Below are 15919 nucleotides of genomic sequence, written 5' to 3'. Positions count from 1 at the left end.
GCGCATGGTCGCCGAGCAGGAGGAGGTCGCGCACGAGATCGCGCCCGGCTCCTCGATCGAGGAGGCCGTCGCGATCCTCGAAGCCGATCCCGCCCGCAAGCTGCACGGTACCGAGGCGCTGCAGCGCTGGATGCAGGCGACGAGCGACCGTGCGATCGCCGAGCTGGGCGCGAGTCACTTCGACATTCCCGAGCAGATCCGCACGCTCGAGTGCATGATCGCCCCGACCAACGAGGGCGGCATCTACTACACGGGGCCGACAGACGACTTCTCCCGGCCCGGCCGCATGTGGTGGTCTGTGCCCGAGGGCGTCGACAGCTTCGACACCTGGCGGGAGCTGACCACGGTGTACCACGAAGGGGTGCCCGGTCATCATCTGCAGATCGCGCAGGCCGTCCACAACCGTGGCGAGCTCAACTCCTGGCGACGGCTGCTGGCCGGCACGTCGGGCCACGCCGAAGGCTGGGCTCTGTACGCCGAGCGCCTGATGCAGGATCTGGGCTATCTCGACGACCCGGCCGACCGCCTCGGCATGCTCGACGGACAGCGCATGCGGGCCGCCCGCGTCGTCCTCGACATCGGCGTGCACCTCGAGAAGCCGAGACCCGACGGCCAGGGCCCCTGGGACGCCGCGTTCGCGCTGGAGTTCATGCGGCGCAACGTCAACATGCCCGACGAGTTCGTGCAGTTCGAGGTCAACCGCTACCTGGGGTGGCCGGGACAGGCGCCCTCGTACAAGGTCGGGCAGCGCATCTGGGAGCAGGTGCGTGACGCCTACCGCGATGAGCGGGGCGAGGCCTTCTCGATCAGGGAGTTCCACAAGCGCGCCCTCGACATGGGCGGTGTCGGACTCGACACGCTCCGCACGGCCCTTCTACGCGGCTGAGTCGGGGCCTCACGGGGGCGTTCCGCCAGCGGGATGCTGCCGCAACAGGTCCGCGACCTCCTCGTCGCCCGTCTGGGTGAAGTCTTCGTAGAACTGCCCGACGGCCCAGAACTCCCGTTCCGGGCGTAGGCAGACGTACAGATCCGCGATGCCGCGGTCGGGGCGCCACTGCGCCGGCGCGACGGGCGCCGCGAGCACCACCGTTGCGGCGCCGCGGTCGCGCAGGACCCGGCACGCGGCGGTGGCCGTCGCCCCCGTGGCGATGCCGTCGTCGACGACGATCGCCGTGCGTCCGCGCACGTCCGCTCGCGCGCCGTCGCCGCCGAACAGCCGAGTGCGTCGGGCGAGCTCGACGCGTTCGAGGTCCTCGACGAAGGCGAGCTGCTCCGGTCCGACGCCCATGCCGCGCACGGCGGCCGCATCCACCACCCGTACGTTCTCGCCGATCGCACCGACGGCGTACTCCGCGTGTGCCGGCGCGCCGAGTTTGCGCACGAGCACGACGTCCAGCGGGGCGGCAAGGGCACGCGCGACCGGTGCCGCGACGACGACGCCCCCGCGGGGAATCCCGTACACGACCGCGTCCGCACCCACGGTGCCCGCGGCCGCCTCCGCGACGAGGCGTTCGGCGAGGAGACGACCGGCATCGGCACGATCGCGGAAGGGCTGCGCTGCCATGCGGCCAGAGTACGCTCGCAGCGGCATGATGCGGCGGGAATGCCGGCACGACGGCATCCGTTGCATGCTTCTGAATAGAAGGGCGGGATCATGACCGAATCCACCGGAGTACAGCTGGGGCTCGACACGTTCGGCGATGTGAGCCTGGGATCCGACGGGCACCTGATCAGCGATGCCGAGACGATCCGAAACCTCGTCGACCAGGCGCAGCTGGCCGACGAGGTCGGGCTGGCGTTCTTCGGGGTGGGGGAGCACCACCGCCGCGAGTTCGCGATCTCGAGTCCCGAGATCGTCCTCGCCGCCGCGGCCGCTCGGACGTCCCGGATCCGCCTGGGCACCGCCGTGACGGTGCTCTCGAGCGATGACCCCGTGCGCCTCTACGAGCGCTTCGCGACGCTCGACGCCGTCTCGCAGGGGCGCGCCGAGGTGATCCTCGGGCGCGGGTCGTTCATCGAGTCCTTTCCGCTGTTCGGCTACGACCTGCAGGACTACGAGACCCTTTTCGAGGAGAAGCTCGACCTCTTCACGCAGCTCATGACCGAGAAGCCCGTCACCTGGCAGGGCACCACCCGCGCACCGCTCACCGAGGCGGATGTGTTTCCGAAGACCGCCCGGGGGCTCAAAGCCTGGATCGGCGTGGGCGGCAGCCCCGAGTCGGTCGTGCGTACGGCACGTCATGGTCTCGGCCTCATGCTCGCGATCATCGGCGGGCCCGCCTACCGGTTCCGCCCGTTCGTCGATCTCTATCACCGCTCGCTCGACGCCTTCGGCCGCGAGGCGCTGCCCATCGGCGTGCACTCGCCGGGTCACATCGCCGACACCGACCAGCAGGCCTGGGACGAGGCCTACGCCGGCTTCGAGGCGATGAACAACACCATCGGGCGCGAGCGCGGATGGCCGCCCTACAGCCGGATGCGCTTCCAGCACGATGTCGGCCCCGAAGGGGCGATCTACGCCGGATCCCCCGAGACCGTCGCGCGAAAGATCGTCGACACGGTGCAGACTCTGGGCGTTTCGCGCTTCGACCTCAAGTACGCGACCGGCACCATGCCGCACAGCATGCTGATGCGCAGCATCGAGCTCTACGGTACGCGGGTCGCCCCGCTCGTGCAGGAGATGCTCGCGGACTCCCGCCAGCCGGTGCGCTGAGTCGTACGATGGCCGGTGGGCTGAGCCGTACGATGGCCGGCGTGACCGACACCGCAGCCGCACGCTCCGCGCGGCCCTCCGACCGTCTCGACACGTTGCCGTTCAGCCGCGCCCACCTGCGCGTGCTCACCGGTTCGGGAATCGGCTGGGCACTCGATGCGATGGATGTCGGACTCATCTCCTTCGTGATCGCCGCTCTCACCGTGCAGTGGAGTCTGCTGCCGCACGAAGCGTCGTGGATCGCCTCGGTCGGATTCATCGGCATGGCGATCGGTGCGAGTGTCGGCGGTCTGCTGGCGGATCGGCTGGGGAGGAGGCAGGTCTTCGCGATCACGCTGCTGGTGTACGGCGTCGCCACGGGTGCGAGCGCTCTCGTCGGCTCGGTCGCCGCGCTGCTCGTGCTGCGGTTCTTCGTTGGCCTGGGACTCGGGTCCGAGCTGCCGGTCGCCTCGACGTACGTGAGCGAGTTCGCCCCCGCGCGCATCCGCGGGCGTCTCGTGGTGATCCTCGAGGCGTTCTGGGCCGTCGGCTGGACCGCGGCCGCGCTGATCGGCTACCTCGTCATCCCCGCCTCCGATGACGGCTGGAGATGGGCGTTCGCGATCGGTGCGATCCCGGCCGTCTACGCGCTCATCGTGCGCTGGGGTCTGCCGGAGTCGGCACGGTTCCTCGAGTCGCGAGGAAGGCTCGGCGAGGCGGATGCTGTCGTCCGGCGCTTCGAGGCGTCCGCTGGCCGCCCGTCCCCGGCCGCGGCGACGGTGCGCGACGGCGGCCTACCGGTGGCGCCCGCGGTGGACGCGGCACCTGGCGGGGCGGGCCGGGCGCGGGGCGCGATGCGCGGCGTCGCGGCGCTGTGGGGTCCGGGCGTGCGCCTGCGGACGGCATCCCTCTGGGTCGTGTGGTTCTGCGTCAACTTCTCGTACTACGGGGCGTTCATCTGGATTCCGTCGCTGCTCGTCGCGGCGGGATACGACCTCGTGCGCTCGTTCGGATTCACCCTGATCATCACTCTCGCGCAGCTGCCGGGATACGCCGTGGCGGCGTGGCTGATCGAGGTCTGGGGCCGGCGTGCGACGCTCGTGGTGTTCTTGGCGGGGTCGGCGGTGTCGGCCTACTTCTTCGGCACCGCGATCGCGCAGTGGCAGGTGATCGCGGCCGGGATGGCGCTGTCGTTCTTCAACCTCGGCGCGTGGGGTGCGCTCTACGCCGTCACTCCCGAGGTGTATCCGACGCCCGTGCGCGCGACCGGCGCGGGCTGGGCGGCCGCGGTGGGGCGTCTCGCATCCATCGTCGCGCCGCTGCTGGTGCCGGTGATGCTCGTCTGGGGCGGCACGCCGCTGCTGTTCGCCGTGTTCGCAGGGTTCTTCGTGCTCGCAGCCGTGGCCGTCCTGCCGCTCGGCGACCGCACGGGCGCAGCGCTCGACGCCTGACCCGCCCGCATAGGGTGGGGGAGTGGTACACGTTCGGTACGTCGCGATCGGCGACTCCTTCAGCGAGGGCGTCGGCGATGAGCTGCCCGACGGTCGCACCCGGGGGTGGGCCGATCTCACCGCGCAGGGCTGGGCGAATGCGCTGGGAGATCGGATCGAGTACGCCAATCTCGCCATCCGGGGCAAGCTCGTCTGGCCGATCGTCGAGGAGCAGCTCGAACCGGCCCTCGCGCTGAAGCCCACGCACCTGTCGTTCAACGGCGGGGGCAACGACATGCTCCGACCGCGCGCCGACCTGGTGCGCGTCGCCGACGCCTTCGAGCGCGTGCTGCGTCGGTGCGACGAGGAAGGGGTCACGCTGATCCTGCTCTCGGGCGCGAACCCGTCCGCGCAGCTGCCGCTCGGGCGGCTCATTCGGCGCCGCGGAGACGAGCTCTCACGAACTGTGGAACAGCGGGTGGAACACCGCGACGATGTCGTCCGCGCGCTGAACTGGCACGATCACGAGCTCGGCACGCCTCCGTTCTGGTCCGAGGACAGGCTGCACATGAGCGCACGCGGGCATCACCGCGTCGCCGCCCGCGTGCTCGATGCCCTCGGGCACACCCCGCCGCCGGAGTGGTGGGCGCTGCCGGATGCGGGTCCCCGAAGCGCGCGCGGGTGGGCCTACTATCGCGAGCACGTGGGTCCGTGGGTGCGCCGGCGGATGACCGGAACCTCATCGGGTGATGGCCGCCAGGCGAAGTACGGCGCGTGGACGCCGATCGACCCGAGCACCTGAGCGCGGCATCCGTTCGGAGCACGGACCCGCTCAGAGCCCGGACCCACTCGGAGTACGGACCCGCTCGGAGCACGTGCCACCTCAGAGCACGTACCCCGGGTGCTCGGCGAAGGCCCCGTCGATGACGATCTGCGCGCGCTGGCGGGCCAGCTGGCGCAGTGCGCTGGTCGTACGCGCGCCCTCGGCGAAGTACCACCAGAGGTACAGCGCACCGTACATCCACGCGCCGTTGTAGGCCCAGTTCGAGTCGGCGCCGTCCTTGCCCTCCCCGAATGTCGAACCCGCGGGGAAGGTCGAGTTGTGCCGGAGTGCGGCGTGCCGTGCCTCGTGAACAAGGGTCTCGGCGCGTCCCGGGGCGTTCTTGCTGTAGAAGAACAGCGAGTACAGCTCGACGTTGGAGCCGTTGTTGCGAGCGACGGCGTCGCCGTCTCCGCAGGCGGCACGCAGATCGCCGATGTGTTCGCGCACGTACCGGCGCGCCCAGTTCAGGCAGGCGCCCGAGTAGTCGTCGTCGAGGTAGTTCTGGGCCGAGTAGGTCAGCGCGTAGCAGCCGTTGAAGGCTCGGGCGAGCGGCAGATCGGTGTTGCAGCAGTCGTCGTACCCGAAGCTCGCGTTCCAGGTCGCATTGGCGAAGAAGCCGTATGTGTTCCAGAAGTAGTCGACGAAGGGCTGACTGCAGATGGAGGCGCCGTAGAAGGCGTCTCCGGAGGCGTTCTTGTCGGGCACGGTGGCGCCACAGGCGGTCATGGTCTCATTCCTCTCTCGATGCTGCGCGGGTCACTCGTCGAAGGGGCGCGGGATGCCGGGCAGGTCCTTCTGCGGCGGATCGATGCGGTCGATATCGGCCTGTTCGGCGTCCGACACGGTGTGGCGCTGCAGGTCTGCGATCCACCCGTCACCCCGCTCGTCGAGAAGGGCGCGGGCGTGCTCGAGCGCGTCGCGCTGATCGCCGTCGAGGAGTGCGAACCACGCGGCGCGGCGCATCGCGGTGTAATCGGCGCGGGCGATGGTCTCGAGCAGCACGTCGCTCGTGTCGACGCCGTGCCGGAAGAGGCGGCTCAGGCCCTCCATCGCGGTGGTGCGCAGCAGCACCTCCTCGGTGACCGTGCTGATGCCGTGCGCGGGGTCGGCGGACCGTTCCTCGGGAATGGGGCGTCGGACGATGTCGGCGAGCAACTCACCCGCCGCCGGGTGTTCCAGATCGATCGCCAGTTGCACGAGCGCCCACCGCTCGATGTAGGCATCCTCCTCGAGCGCGTCGTGGGTCTTCAGCACCAGGACGGCGAAGTCCGCGTCCTCGCGCACGCGGGCCAGGGCGCGCTGATAGATCTCCTCGGCGCCGGCGCCACTCGCCGTCATGACCGCGACCGTGTCGGTCAATCGCCGGTACAGCCGCGGATCGCCCGAGATGTCCGGGAAGCTGCGCATATCCCGGATGGCGAACTCGTCGGGTTCGGTACCGCGCACGCGAGGCGTGTTCTCGTGATGCACCATCGCTCTCTCCTGTCTGGGGGCGAGCGCGGGGGAGTGCGCTCACCCTCGAAGGAGTTCGCGAGGCGACGTCTGATACGTCTCAGCCGCGGGTCAGCAGCCCGGGCCCGCGGGATCCTCGATGCAGGTGCGGGCGACGAGGGCCGTGTGCACCTCGACGACACGCACGTCGTATCCGACGCCCGCCGAGGTGACCGCCCCGGTGACGGGTCGCCATGCCCCCGTGCCGAAGTCGACCGCCGCCTGGTAGATGACCCGCGCGGTGACACGGTAACGGCCGGGCTCGCCGTAGACATGGCTCGTCGCGGTGGGGCTGAACTCCGGCATCCCGAGTCTCTGCCACGGTGCGCCGCCGGTGGATGCCGCGCGCGCCGTGCCGTCGCCGTGCTCGAAGCGGAAGGCGGTGGGGGAGAACCGCACCGTGACGTCGTACCCGAACAGCGTGCCCGTCAACGCATGGGTGGATGCTGTCGCCACGAGGTTCGTGGGCATGCCGACGACGCCGAGCCCCTGCGGCTCGCCCGTGATGGCCGGGGCCGCCGGGATGAACGAGGCGAGGTCCGCCGCCGTGACGTCGGGGAGGGTGACGACCGTGTAGTTGGGGCGGCACAGCGCGGTCGTGCAGGCCGGGGGAGCGGCGGGCGCTGTGCCGGTGTCGTCGCTGCTTGGATTCGTTGCCGAGCCCGTCTGTGGCCTCGTCGCTGGCCCGCTTTGCCCGCCGGGGCTGCGGGTGTCGGCGCCGACGTCGACCTGGGTGCCGTTCGTCGTGGCGTGGCAGGTCTCTAGGTATGAACCCGCCCCGCACCCTACGCTCGTCGCGGTTAGCGATGCCCCGATCATGGAGGTTGCCAAGGCGAACTTGACTAGCTTGTACATTCGCCCGCGGCTTCAAGCCCGGAAATATCATCGATTACAAGACCAGTCGGCGAAGAACGGGACGACACGACCGTCACCTGCATTTCCTGCGTGTCTGGTCGGGACGAGCCGACCACCGATTTTCCGTCGCGATCGACAACGCGCACGTCGGAGACTTGTAGGCAGATCCCGATCGTTGAAATCTCGCCGGTGGTGATCGGCCAGGCGCGTTCAACCTTGCTGTTACCCGAGATCGCCCAGTCGTCCGCATGCATCTGCGACAGCAAGCGACGTTCCGAGGCAAGCATCTGACCGCCGAGCCACGCATACACGGGCTCAAACGTGTCCGGATCTTGCAGATCAACCTGATTGAGGGCGTCGACGTAGGCGCGATATGTCGCCTCGGCGGCCGCGAAGGCTTCGTCGTCCGTGGCGAAGGGGAGTGCAGTCGCGGAGGGCGTGGGCGTCGCGTCGGGCTGCGGCACACATCCGACCAGCAGCAGGGCGGCGGCGGCGAGCGCGACGATCCCGAATCTCATGGCGACACGCTAGCTGTGCGGCGGCCGGCGACGGCGGTTATCCACAGATGTCGGAGCTTCGTCGTACGTTCGCCGCATGACTCGGTTCTTCTTCGACACCGCAACGTCCCTCGACGGCTTCATCGCGGACGACGCCGACTCGCTCGCATGGCTGTTCGCCGTACCCGACGGCGAGTCGCCCGCCGACGAGCTGCTGCCGCACGATCATGCGGTCCTGGTGGAGGGATCGACCACCTACGAGTGGCTGGTGAGAGAGTCCGACATCCTGACGCACCCCGAGAAGTGGCAGGAGTTTCATGGCGATCGGCCGGTGTTCGTGTTCACGACGAGGCAGCTTCCCGTGCCGGCGGGAGCCGACGTGCGCTTCGTCTCGGGCTCGGTCGCCGAGGCGCTGCCGCGGATCCGGGAGGCCGCGGGCGACGGAGATGTGTGGGTCGTCGGCGGGGGAGATCTGGCCGGGCAGTTCTTCGACGCCGGAGTGTTGACCCGCATCGCGATCTCGATCGCGCCGGTCGCGCTCGGCTCCGGCGCGCCCCTGCTGCCACGCCGTATCGAATCCGACCGCCTGACACTCGTCGAGGCGAAGGCCGTCGGGCAGTTCGCGCGCGTGGTCTTCGACGTGCGCATGACCTGACGCGTCGACGCACACATCCGCTGCGGCGGCCCCGGCCGCGCGGCGGCCCTACTCGCGGCCGCCCCAGGCGTGCCCCGGCGTCGCCGACATCTCACAACCGTTCGCCTCACCCCAGGCGTGCCCCGGCGTCGCCGACATCTCACAACCGTTCGCCTGTCGCGAACTGCGGGTGCGACACCGTCCGACCCGCAGTTCGTGACAGGCGAGTACCTCGCGCAAGCGCCGGTGCGCACTTCGCCTGTCGCAAAGTGCGGGTCGCGCCGCGCTGCACCCGCACATCGCGACAGGGGAGCGCCCGCACGACGGCACCCGCACGCGCACGCGCACACGACGAGCGATGCCACACACCCCACGAAAGCCGCCCGAACAACTCAAACTGACATAATGTGCATTATCGGCGAATAACCCATCCGGGCCTCAGCGCACGCGCAGCTCCGTCAGCGCCCCGATCCGCAGCGACGGCGCCGCCTCATCAAGAACGACGGTGCACAGCGTGTGCGTACAGGACCGGCAACGAACGATCGCCACGGAATCGTCCACCTCGACGGATGCCGCCGCCAAGGGCTCTGCCGCGCCGCACGCGCCGCACGATGCCACAAGCGCCGTCGGGTCCCCGCCGAGCAGGCGCGCCAGGACGCCCGCCAGGGCGTTTCCGTCGACCAGTGTCGCGTGCGCGGCCCGGCGGTCGTGTCGCGGAGACCCGACTCCCATCACGCACCTCCGAAACGCTCGGTACGGATGCGGTCGCTCCGATGTCCGAGTTCGACGAGTGTCCGCGCGACCGCTTCGACGAATCCCGTCGGCCCGCAGACGAACGTTGTGGCCCCGACATCCACGGGCCACACCGCGGATTCCACGGTCTCGGCATCCACCCGCCCGACTCGGCCCGACCAGCCATCGGGTGCGCGCCGGGTGTAAACCCAGGTCACGTCGACGCCCTGCTCCCCCATGGATTCGACATCATCACGATATATCGCGTCTTGCGGTGAACGCACCGAATAGAGCAGGCGGAACGGCTGGCCCGAACCCGCGGTCGCACGAGCGCGCGCGATCGCCCGGACCGGCACGATCCCCGAACCGCCGGCGATCAGCTGGACGGGCCCCCGATCCTCGGGGCGCCAGATGAAGTAGCCACCGAGCGGCCCCTGGACTTCGAGTTCGTCACCCGGCAGCACGTCACGGACGAGGTAGGGCGAAACCTCACCATCGGCGACCTCGTCAACAGCCAGCTCGATGTGCTCACCCGCATCGGCGGAGGCCAGGGAGTACGACCGCACGGCCTGGTACCCGTCCTCGGCCGTCAGTCGGAGATCGATGTGCTGGCCCGGAACGCTGCCGGGCCAGCCCGGCACCTCGACCTCGAGCACACGCGCCGAGGGCGTCACCGATCGCGCCGCCACGATCCGCGCGGGCCGCCAGCCTGCGTTCACCAATATCTCTCTTCGGCCCACGGGTCGCCCCGACGGTGGTAGCCGTTCTGCTCCCAGAAGCCCGGGTCATCGCTCTTCTGCATCTCGATGCCCCGCACCCACTTGGCGCTCTTCCAGAAATACAGGTGCGGCACGAGCAGCCGTGCGGGCCCGCCGTGTTCGGGCTCGAGCGGCTTGCCGTCGAATTCGCATGCGACCCATGCCTTGCCGCCCAACAGATCGTCCAGGGGCAGGTTCGTCGTGTAGCCGCCATACGCATGGATCATCGCGAACGCCAGCTCCGTGTCGATGCCGGCGAACAGGGTGTCGAGCGACACACCGCGCCACGTCGTCTCGAGCTTCGACCACCGGGTGACGCAGTGGATGTCGGTGTGCACATCCTCGATCGGAAGCGCCATCAGCTGATCCCACGTCCACGTCGTGACAGCGTCCTCGGTGCGGATCGAGAATGCCCACTCCCCCGTGTCCACCCGGGGCGTCGGACCCGCCGAGAGCACGGGGAAATCCTCCGTCAGGTACTGCCCGGGAGGCAGCCGTGGATCACTCTCGCGGCGGCGGGCTCCGAAGCCCCGGGAGAACACGGCCATGACGCCTCCGAACGGTCTGGGTCTCCAGAGTATCGGCGCGCGGAGCCTGCGCGAGGGCCACGCGCAGGACGATCGCTACGCTGGGAGGATGCCGCGTCCCGCCGATTCCGACGCGGCGCCGTGATCGAGGCCCTCACCGGATTCGTCGTCATCGGCGTCGCCATCGCCGTCGGCTACGTGATCGGGCGCATCGATCTGCTCGGACCGCACGCGCGCCCCGTGCTGAGCCGCCTCACCTTCTTCGTCCTCTCCCCCTTCCTGCTCTTCGTCGTGCTCGCCCAGGCCGACGTGGCGATGCTGTTCTCGGCGATGCTCCCCGTCTCGGCGCTCGCCGCGCTCACGGTCTTCGTCGCATACACCGTCGTCGCCCGACTGATCTGGAAGCGCTCGGTCGGCGAGACCCTCATCGGCGCGCTGTCGGCCGGGCAGGTGAACTCCAACAACATCGGCATCCCCATCTCGCTCTACATGCTGGGAAGCGCGGCCTTTCCCGCGCCCGTCATCCTGCTGCAGCTGCTCGTGTTCACGCCGATCGCGATGACGATCCTCGAATCCGTCACGTCGGGGCGCGCGTCGCTCGGCCGCGCGCTGGCGCGCACGGCGAGCAACCCGATCGTGATCGGGTCCGTGCTGGGCACCCTCGTGTCCGTGAGCGGGATCACGCTGCCGCCCGTCGTGCTCGATCCCGCCCTGCTCATCGCCGACGCGTGCGTCCCCGTCCTGCTGATCAGCTACGGCATCTCGCTCCACGGTCAGCGGGTGCTGGGCGCGTCTGGCCGGCGTCGCGACATCCTCCTCGCCTCGGCACTGAAGCTCTTCGTCATGCCGTGTGCCGCATGGGCCGTCGCGACCTACATCTTCCATCTCTCCGCCGCGGAGGTGCTCGTCGTCGTCGTGCTGGCGGCGCTGCCCACAGCCCAGAACGTGTTCAACTACTCCCAGCGGTACGGTGTCGGCGAGACGATCTCGCGTGACACGGTCTTTCTCACGACGGTCGCGAGCGTGCCCGTCCTGATCGGCATAATCCTGATCCTCGTCTGGCCCGGCAAGACCGCCGCCGTCGTCACGGCGATCATCGCGATCTATGCGATCGTCGCCGGCCTGGTATATGCCGGCCTCGGCATCTTCTCCAAGGCGATGGGCGGATGGTCGCGCATCGGTCACATCGTGCTCGGCGTGCTGTTCGTCATCGCGGGCATCATCGCTTTCGCCAACCTCGGCGCCGCCACGGCATGGCTCGCCCTCTTCCTCGGCATCCTCGTCGGCATCATGTGGATCGTCGAGGGCGTCGTGGCGCTCACGACGCTCGGCGGTTCGAGCTCGAAGGGCTGGAGCATCTTCTTCGCGATCCTCAGCATCGTCGCGGGCGTCATCCTGCTCTTCTCGCCCATCTGGGGCGCTGTGGTGCTGTGGTGGCTGATCGGCATCTCGCTCGTCGTGCTGGGAATCCTTCAGATCATCCGCGCCTTCACGTTCAAGACGCTCTGAGCCGAGGCGCACACGCGAAAGCCCACGCTCCCTCCCCCGGGGCGCGTGGGCTCTTCTCGTGCGAGCGGGCCGTGACTAAGCGCCGGCGAAGCCGCTGGTGTCGCCGATGAGGCGCGTGTTGTCCGTCGGTACGGGGTCGGATGCGGCGAGAGCGACCTCGGCAGCGAATTCCGAGACGTTGTAGAGCCGCCCCGCCGACTCACGGCGCGACGCGATGGCGCCCGGGTTGGCCCGCTCGAGCAGGGTCGCGGTGATCGTGCCCTCGATCATGTCGCCCGAGACGACGACGAAGCCGATACCGCGGCGCTCGAGATCGGGGATGAGCTCTCGGAGCGCGTCCTCACCGGCCCGCTTGGAGAGCGCGACCGGTTCGTACTCCGGCATGGTCGGCGTCGTGCGGATGAAGTGCGCCTGGTGGCTCGTGACGAACACGACACGTGCGCCCTCGCCGAGCAGTGGCAGCGCCGCCTGCAGCGCACCCACCTGCGCATCGCGGTTGAGCAGCAGCGCGTAGTCCTCCCCCATGCCGGACTCCATGCCGCCGGACGCGTTGAGCACCAGGATGTCGAGGCCGCCGAACTCGCGCTCGACCTCGGCGAACATCGCGCCCACGGAGTCGGCGTCGGTGAGGTCCGCCCCGACCACGATGGCGCGGACACCGAGCGCACGCACCTCGTTCGCCAGCTTCTCGGCGCGAGGAGCCTTGTTCCGGAAGTTGATCACGACGTCGGCGCCGGCCTGGGCGAGGTATCGAACCGTGTCGGCACCGATACCGCGCGAGGAACCCGTCACGAGAGCGCGCTTGCCGGCGAGGGATCCGGGGGCGAGAGGGACGGCGGGGTCGGTCACGGGGTGCTCCAGAGGGATCGAACGGGCCGCGCACAGGTGATGTCACGGACCTCTCGACCCTACCAACCCCGGCCCGCGGGCCCCGTGCTAGGTTCGAGACGAGGAGGCGCGCCGTGGACCTTGTTCAGACCATCGAGCAGTTCGCCTGGATCGGGTGGATCGTCCTGATCCTCGTCTTCTTCACGATCGAGACACTCACCCTGGAGTTCACCTTCCTCATGCTCGGGGTCGGGGGTGTCGCCGGTCTCGTCTCGGGTCTCGCCGGCGCTCCGCTCTGGCTGCAGGTCGTCCTCGCCGCGGCCGTCGCCGCGGGACTGCTCCTGCTCCTGCGCCCCCCGCTGCTGCGGCGCCTGCGCCGCGGCGAGGATCCCACGCCGAGCAACATCGACGCACTGCTCGGGATGCCGGGGGTCGTGGTGTCCACGGTCTCGACGCTCGGGGGCCAGGTACGCCTCGCAAACGGCGACACATGGACTGCCCGCGCCGACAGCGGCGCCGCAGACGCGCAGATCACCCCCGGCATCCCCGTCACCGTGGTGCGCATCGACGGCGCGACCGCCGTCGTGCGCACGCAGATCCCCGAGGAGGGCGTATGAGCGATCTCGAGCAGATCATCCCGACCGCGATCGGCTGGGTCCTCGCCGCGGCGGTCTTCATCTTCGTGCTGGTGGTGATCGTACGATCGATCCGCATCATCCCTCAGGCCACGGCGGGGGTCGTCGAGCGGCTCGGCCGCTATCGCAAGACCCTGAACTTCCAGGTGACCGATGCCCGCGCGGCGACCTACGAGATCGCCAACTATCTGGGCGCGGTCGAGCAGCTCACCACGACCACGCTGCGCAACGTGGTCGGCGGGCTCAACCTCGAAGAGGCGCTCACCAGCCGGGACGAGATCAACAGCAAACTGCGCATAGTTCTCGACGAGGCCACGGGTAAGTGGGGCATCCGCGTCGGGCGTGTCGAATTGAAGGCGATCGACCCGCCGGTCTCCATCCAGGACTCGATGGAGAAGCAGATGCGCGCCGAACGCGATCGCCGTGCCCTGATCCTGACCGCCGAGGGTACCAAACAGTCCGCGATCCTCACGGCCGAGGGCGCCCGGCAGGCCGAGATCCTGCGCGCCGAGGGCGACAAGCAGGCCGCCGTGCTGCGGGCGCAGGGCGAAGCCGAGGCGATCCAGACCGTCTTCGCCGCCATCCACCAGGGCAATCCCGACGAGAAGCTCCTCGCCTACCAGTACCTGCAGACCCTTCCCAAGATCAGCGAGGGCTCGGCCAACAAGCTGTGGATCATCCCCAGCGAGTTCACCGAAGCCCTGAAGAACGTCTCGGGAGCCTTCTCAGGCACGCTCGCCGATGTGGCGGCTCGTGAGGCGGCCCCTCGCGCTGCATCGCACCCCGATGGGCCCTCCGCGTCGTGACACACCCGTGGTTCGCCGCCTCGGCGGCGCCCCGAGTGCTGGCCCATCGCGGACTCGTCACGGACACCGGCGCAGCGCACGGCATCGCCGAGAACTCCTTCGCGGCCGTCGCCGAGGCCCATGCCGCCGGGGCCTTGTACGTCGAGTCGGACTGCCACCTGACCCAGGACGGGGTCGTGGTCCTCTTCCACGACCCCGATCTTCGGCGCGTGACCGGCGATGCGCGCTCCCTCGCGGACGTCGGAGTCCGTGAGCTCGAACAGCTGATGGCGGAGCGCGGCGGGCTGATCACCCTCGAGCAGGCGCTCGACGCCTTCCCGACGGTCCGGTTCAACATCGATGTCAAAGCCGCGGCCGCAGCCCATCCCGCGGGCAGGATCATCGCACCCCATGCCGAGCGCGTGCTGCTGACGAGCTTCTCGGATGAACGCCGGAGAGCAGCGCTTTCGGCCGCGGCGGGCGGAAGCTCCCCGCCCGCGACATCGGCGGGTAGGTGGGTGCTCACGCGGCTGCTCGCTGCCCTCGCCCTGCGACAGAGGCGCGTCGTGCGCGCACTGCTCTCGGATGTCGACGCGCTCCAGATTCCGGAGCGAAGAGGCCGCGTGCGCGTGCTCAGCCCGCGGCTGCTCGACGCGGCGCATGAGAAGGGCGTCGAGGTGCACGTGTGGACGATCAACGAGGAGCACGAGATGGACCGCCTGGTCGCGATGGGCGTCGACGGCATCGTCACGGATCGCGCGGACGTGGCGCTGCGACGGTTTCCGCACGTCTGACACTGTGCGTTGACTGAGAATGCCGCGCCGCAACGGCCCGTTCGGATGAAGCATCCAGGTGGTCACGTTATACCGGAGGACGGACCTAGACAGACCGTCACCACCCACCGCCGAGGAGACCACACAATGGCAGATCGCAGCCTGCGCGGCATGCGGCTCGGCGCCCAGAGCCTACAGAGCGAAGAGGGCGTCGTGTTCATGGAGCGCGCGGAACACACTTACAACTGCAGCACGTGCGGACGCGACACCGTCCTGATGTTCGCCGCAGACGCCGAAGCCCCCGAGGCCTGGGAGTGCCGCACCTGCGGCGCGGAGGCAGCCCTCGTGGTCGGCGACAAGGCGGTCACGATCGATCACAGCGACGACAAGGTCGCCCGCACCCACTGGGACATGCTGCTCGAACGTCGCTCGCGCGCCGAGCTCGAGGAGCTGCTCGAGGAGCGGCTCGCCTACCTGCGCGCCCGTCGCGGCGCCGGTGAGAACCCCGACAGCATGCTGCTCGGGGCCTGAGCCTCACGATCCGCCACGGAGGGCGCCGGATGACGACATCCGGCGCCCTTCGTCATATCCGGGCGCCTCAGGCGGCGTCGCGCCGACGGCGACGCGCCAGCAGACCGACGCCGGCGAAAGCCGCGAGGGCTCCCCAGAACAGGATCGCCTGAACCGTCGACCCGATGAGCACGGCGGGAGTGATCCCCTCGCGCAACTCGACATCCGTGACCATCGCGCCCGGCTCGTCGGCGGGCAGCGCGTCGATCGTCGAGCCGTCGGGTGCGATGACCTGGCTCGTGCCGACCGTAGAGATGTTCACGACCGAGCGGCCCGTCTCGATCGCCCTCATCCGCGCGAACGCCAGCTGCTGAAGGTTCTCGTCCGTCCCACGGAAGTCGGCATTGTTGGTCTGGAACATGTACACCTGCGCGCCGTCT

20 protein-coding genes are annotated in these 15919 nt (G+C 69.4%); 10 read left to right on the top strand and 10 right to left on the bottom strand.

Annotation, left to right across the window (positions count from 1 at the left end):
- Window positions 1–886: DUF885 domain-containing protein (locus DI573_RS10075; RefSeq protein ID WP_292813555.1), on the top strand; the 886-nt coding region annotated here is incomplete at its 5' end.
- A 9-nt stretch (window positions 887–895) separates the two neighbouring features.
- Here the strand turns inward: DI573_RS10075 and DI573_RS10070 are convergent.
- Window positions 896–1564, bottom strand: coding sequence for a phosphoribosyltransferase family protein (locus DI573_RS10070; protein ID WP_292813553.1), 669 nt, complete (start codon window positions 1562–1564; stop codon window positions 896–898).
- Between the two features lie 90 nt (window positions 1565–1654).
- Between DI573_RS10070 and DI573_RS10065 the strand changes: the two genes are divergently transcribed.
- Genes DI573_RS10065 through DI573_RS10055 form a run of 3 tightly spaced genes read left to right on the top strand, consistent with a single transcriptional unit; the run spans window position 1655 to window position 4924 of the window.
- Window positions 1655–2713, top strand: a complete 1059-nt coding sequence (locus DI573_RS10065) for an LLM class flavin-dependent oxidoreductase (RefSeq protein ID WP_292813551.1) — start codon at window positions 1655–1657, stop codon at window positions 2711–2713.
- Between the two features lie 32 nt (window positions 2714–2745).
- Window positions 2746–4143, top strand: coding sequence for an MFS transporter (locus DI573_RS10060; RefSeq protein ID WP_292813549.1), 1398 nt, complete (start codon window positions 2746–2748; stop codon window positions 4141–4143).
- A gap of 22 nt (window positions 4144–4165) precedes the next feature.
- Window positions 4166–4924, top strand: a complete 759-nt coding sequence (locus DI573_RS10055; RefSeq protein WP_292813547.1) for an SGNH/GDSL hydrolase family protein — start codon at window positions 4166–4168, stop codon at window positions 4922–4924.
- An 81-nt stretch (window positions 4925–5005) separates the two neighbouring features.
- Here DI573_RS10055 and DI573_RS10050 read toward each other — a convergent pair whose 3' ends face one another.
- The 4 genes from DI573_RS10050 to DI573_RS10035 form a co-directional block, all read right to left on the bottom strand.
- A complete protein-coding gene (locus tag DI573_RS10050; RefSeq protein WP_292813545.1) occupies window positions 5006–5671 on the bottom strand; it encodes a hypothetical protein in 666 nt (221 codons plus the stop codon).
- Window positions 5672–5701: 30 nt separating this feature from the next.
- Complete coding sequence (locus tag DI573_RS10045) at window positions 5702–6418, bottom strand: hypothetical protein (RefSeq protein ID WP_292813543.1); 717 nt, start codon at window positions 6416–6418, stop codon at window positions 5702–5704.
- 90 nt (window positions 6419–6508) lie between these two features.
- Entirely contained in the window at window positions 6509–7255 is a 747-nt protein-coding gene (locus tag DI573_RS10040; RefSeq protein WP_292813541.1) for a hypothetical protein, read from the bottom strand.
- Between the two features lie 23 nt (window positions 7256–7278).
- The gene (locus DI573_RS10035; protein ID WP_292813539.1) at window positions 7279–7809 is read right to left on the bottom strand and encodes a hypothetical protein; all 531 of its coding nucleotides are present in this window, start codon (window positions 7807–7809) and stop codon (window positions 7279–7281) included.
- A gap of 76 nt (window positions 7810–7885) precedes the next feature.
- Here DI573_RS10035 and DI573_RS10030 point away from each other — a divergent pair, with 76 nt between their 5' ends.
- The gene (locus DI573_RS10030) at window positions 7886–8443 is read left to right on the top strand and encodes a dihydrofolate reductase family protein (RefSeq protein WP_292813537.1); all 558 of its coding nucleotides are present in this window, start codon (window positions 7886–7888) and stop codon (window positions 8441–8443) included.
- Between the two features lie 417 nt (window positions 8444–8860).
- Here the strand turns inward: DI573_RS10030 and DI573_RS10025 are convergent, their stop codons facing one another.
- Genes DI573_RS10025 through DI573_RS10015 form a run of 3 tightly spaced genes read right to left on the bottom strand, consistent with a single transcriptional unit; the run spans window position 8861 to window position 10460 of the window.
- Window positions 8861–9154: a DUF6510 family protein gene (locus DI573_RS10025; protein WP_292813535.1), complete on the bottom strand. Its 294-nt coding sequence runs from the start codon at window positions 9152–9154 to the stop codon at window positions 8861–8863.
- A complete protein-coding gene (locus DI573_RS10020; protein WP_363331357.1) occupies window positions 9154–9873 on the bottom strand; it encodes an FAD-binding oxidoreductase in 720 nt (239 codons plus the stop codon). The genes DI573_RS10025 and DI573_RS10020 overlap by 1 nt, the downstream gene beginning before the upstream one ends.
- Window positions 9870–10460 carry a sulfite oxidase-like oxidoreductase gene (locus DI573_RS10015; RefSeq protein WP_292813531.1) on the bottom strand — a complete coding sequence of 197 codons (591 nt, stop codon included), beginning with the start codon at window positions 10458–10460 and terminating at the stop codon, window positions 9870–9872. The genes DI573_RS10020 and DI573_RS10015 overlap by 4 nt, the downstream gene beginning before the upstream one ends.
- 120 nt (window positions 10461–10580) lie before the next feature.
- Here DI573_RS10015 and DI573_RS10010 point away from each other — a divergent pair, with 120 nt between their 5' ends.
- Window positions 10581–11948: an AEC family transporter gene (locus tag DI573_RS10010; RefSeq protein ID WP_292813530.1), complete on the top strand. Its 1368-nt coding sequence runs from the start codon at window positions 10581–10583 to the stop codon at window positions 11946–11948.
- 75 nt (window positions 11949–12023) lie between these two features.
- On the opposite strand, the gene DI573_RS10005 is transcribed toward DI573_RS10010, so the two are convergent.
- Window positions 12024–12797 (bottom strand): SDR family oxidoreductase, encoded by a 774-nt coding sequence (locus DI573_RS10005; RefSeq protein ID WP_292813529.1) that lies wholly within the window; start codon window positions 12795–12797, stop codon window positions 12024–12026.
- Window positions 12798–12910: 113 nt separating this feature from the next.
- Here DI573_RS10005 and DI573_RS10000 point away from each other — a divergent pair, with 113 nt between their 5' ends.
- The 4 genes from DI573_RS10000 (at window position 12911) to DI573_RS09985 (ending at window position 15500) form a co-directional block, all read left to right on the top strand.
- Window positions 12911–13393 (top strand): NfeD family protein, encoded by a 483-nt coding sequence (locus tag DI573_RS10000; RefSeq protein WP_292813527.1) that lies wholly within the window; start codon window positions 12911–12913, stop codon window positions 13391–13393.
- Window positions 13390–14217, top strand: a complete 828-nt coding sequence (locus DI573_RS09995; RefSeq protein ID WP_292813525.1) for an SPFH domain-containing protein — start codon at window positions 13390–13392, stop codon at window positions 14215–14217. Before DI573_RS10000 ends, DI573_RS09995 begins: the two co-directional genes overlap by 4 nt.
- The gene (locus tag DI573_RS09990; protein WP_292813523.1) at window positions 14214–14990 is read left to right on the top strand and encodes a glycerophosphodiester phosphodiesterase family protein; all 777 of its coding nucleotides are present in this window, start codon (window positions 14214–14216) and stop codon (window positions 14988–14990) included. Before DI573_RS09995 ends, DI573_RS09990 begins: the two co-directional genes overlap by 4 nt.
- 126 nt (window positions 14991–15116) lie before the next feature.
- A complete protein-coding gene (locus DI573_RS09985; protein WP_292813521.1) occupies window positions 15117–15500 on the top strand; it encodes an RNA polymerase-binding protein RbpA in 384 nt (127 codons plus the stop codon).
- A 67-nt stretch (window positions 15501–15567) separates the two neighbouring features.
- On the opposite strand, the gene DI573_RS09980 is transcribed toward DI573_RS09985, so the two are convergent.
- Window positions 15568–15919, bottom strand: a 352-nt coding sequence (locus DI573_RS09980) for a nitrilase-related carbon-nitrogen hydrolase (RefSeq protein WP_363331356.1), incomplete at its 5' end; no start/stop codon positions are given.

The sequence above is a fragment of the Microbacterium sp. genome, from assembly GCF_003248605.1.
Classification (GTDB): Bacteria; Actinomycetota; Actinomycetes; order Actinomycetales; family Microbacteriaceae; genus Microbacterium.
Note: the sequence above shows the minus strand (reverse complement) of the source record. Positions and strands in the feature narration are given on the sequence as shown.

What these genes read in the sequence shown, in the direction of transcription:
- DI573_RS09985 (WP_292813521.1), top strand. Translation starts at nt 15,117, where the DNA reads ATGGCAGATCGCAGCCTGCGCGGCATGCGGCTCGGCGCCCAGAGCCTA.
- DI573_RS10030 (WP_292813537.1), top strand. Translation starts at nt 7,886, where the DNA reads ATGACTCGGTTCTTCTTCGACACCGCAACGTCCCTCGACGGCTTCATC.
- DI573_RS10065 (WP_292813551.1), top strand. Translation starts at nt 1,655, where the DNA reads ATGACCGAATCCACCGGAGTACAGCTGGGGCTCGACACGTTCGGCGAT.
- DI573_RS10050 (WP_292813545.1), bottom strand. Translation starts at nt 5,671, where the DNA reads ATGACCGCCTGTGGCGCCACCGTGCCCGACAAGAACGCCTCCGGAGAC.
- DI573_RS10040 (WP_292813541.1), bottom strand. Translation starts at nt 7,255, where the DNA reads ATGATCGGGGCATCGCTAACCGCGACGAGCGTAGGGTGCGGGGCGGGT.
- DI573_RS10025 (WP_292813535.1), bottom strand. Translation starts at nt 9,154, where the DNA reads ATGGGAGTCGGGTCTCCGCGACACGACCGCCGGGCCGCGCACGCGACA.
- DI573_RS10060 (WP_292813549.1), top strand. Translation starts at nt 2,746, where the DNA reads ATGGCCGGCGTGACCGACACCGCAGCCGCACGCTCCGCGCGGCCCTCC.
- DI573_RS10035 (WP_292813539.1), bottom strand. Translation starts at nt 7,809, where the DNA reads ATGAGATTCGGGATCGTCGCGCTCGCCGCCGCCGCCCTGCTGCTGGTC.
- DI573_RS10015 (WP_292813531.1), bottom strand. Translation starts at nt 10,460, where the DNA reads ATGGCCGTGTTCTCCCGGGGCTTCGGAGCCCGCCGCCGCGAGAGTGAT.
- DI573_RS09995 (WP_292813525.1), top strand. Translation starts at nt 13,390, where the DNA reads ATGAGCGATCTCGAGCAGATCATCCCGACCGCGATCGGCTGGGTCCTC.
- DI573_RS10070 (WP_292813553.1), bottom strand. Translation starts at nt 1,564, where the DNA reads ATGGCAGCGCAGCCCTTCCGCGATCGTGCCGATGCCGGTCGTCTCCTC.
- DI573_RS10045 (WP_292813543.1), bottom strand. Translation starts at nt 6,418, where the DNA reads ATGGTGCATCACGAGAACACGCCTCGCGTGCGCGGTACCGAACCCGAC.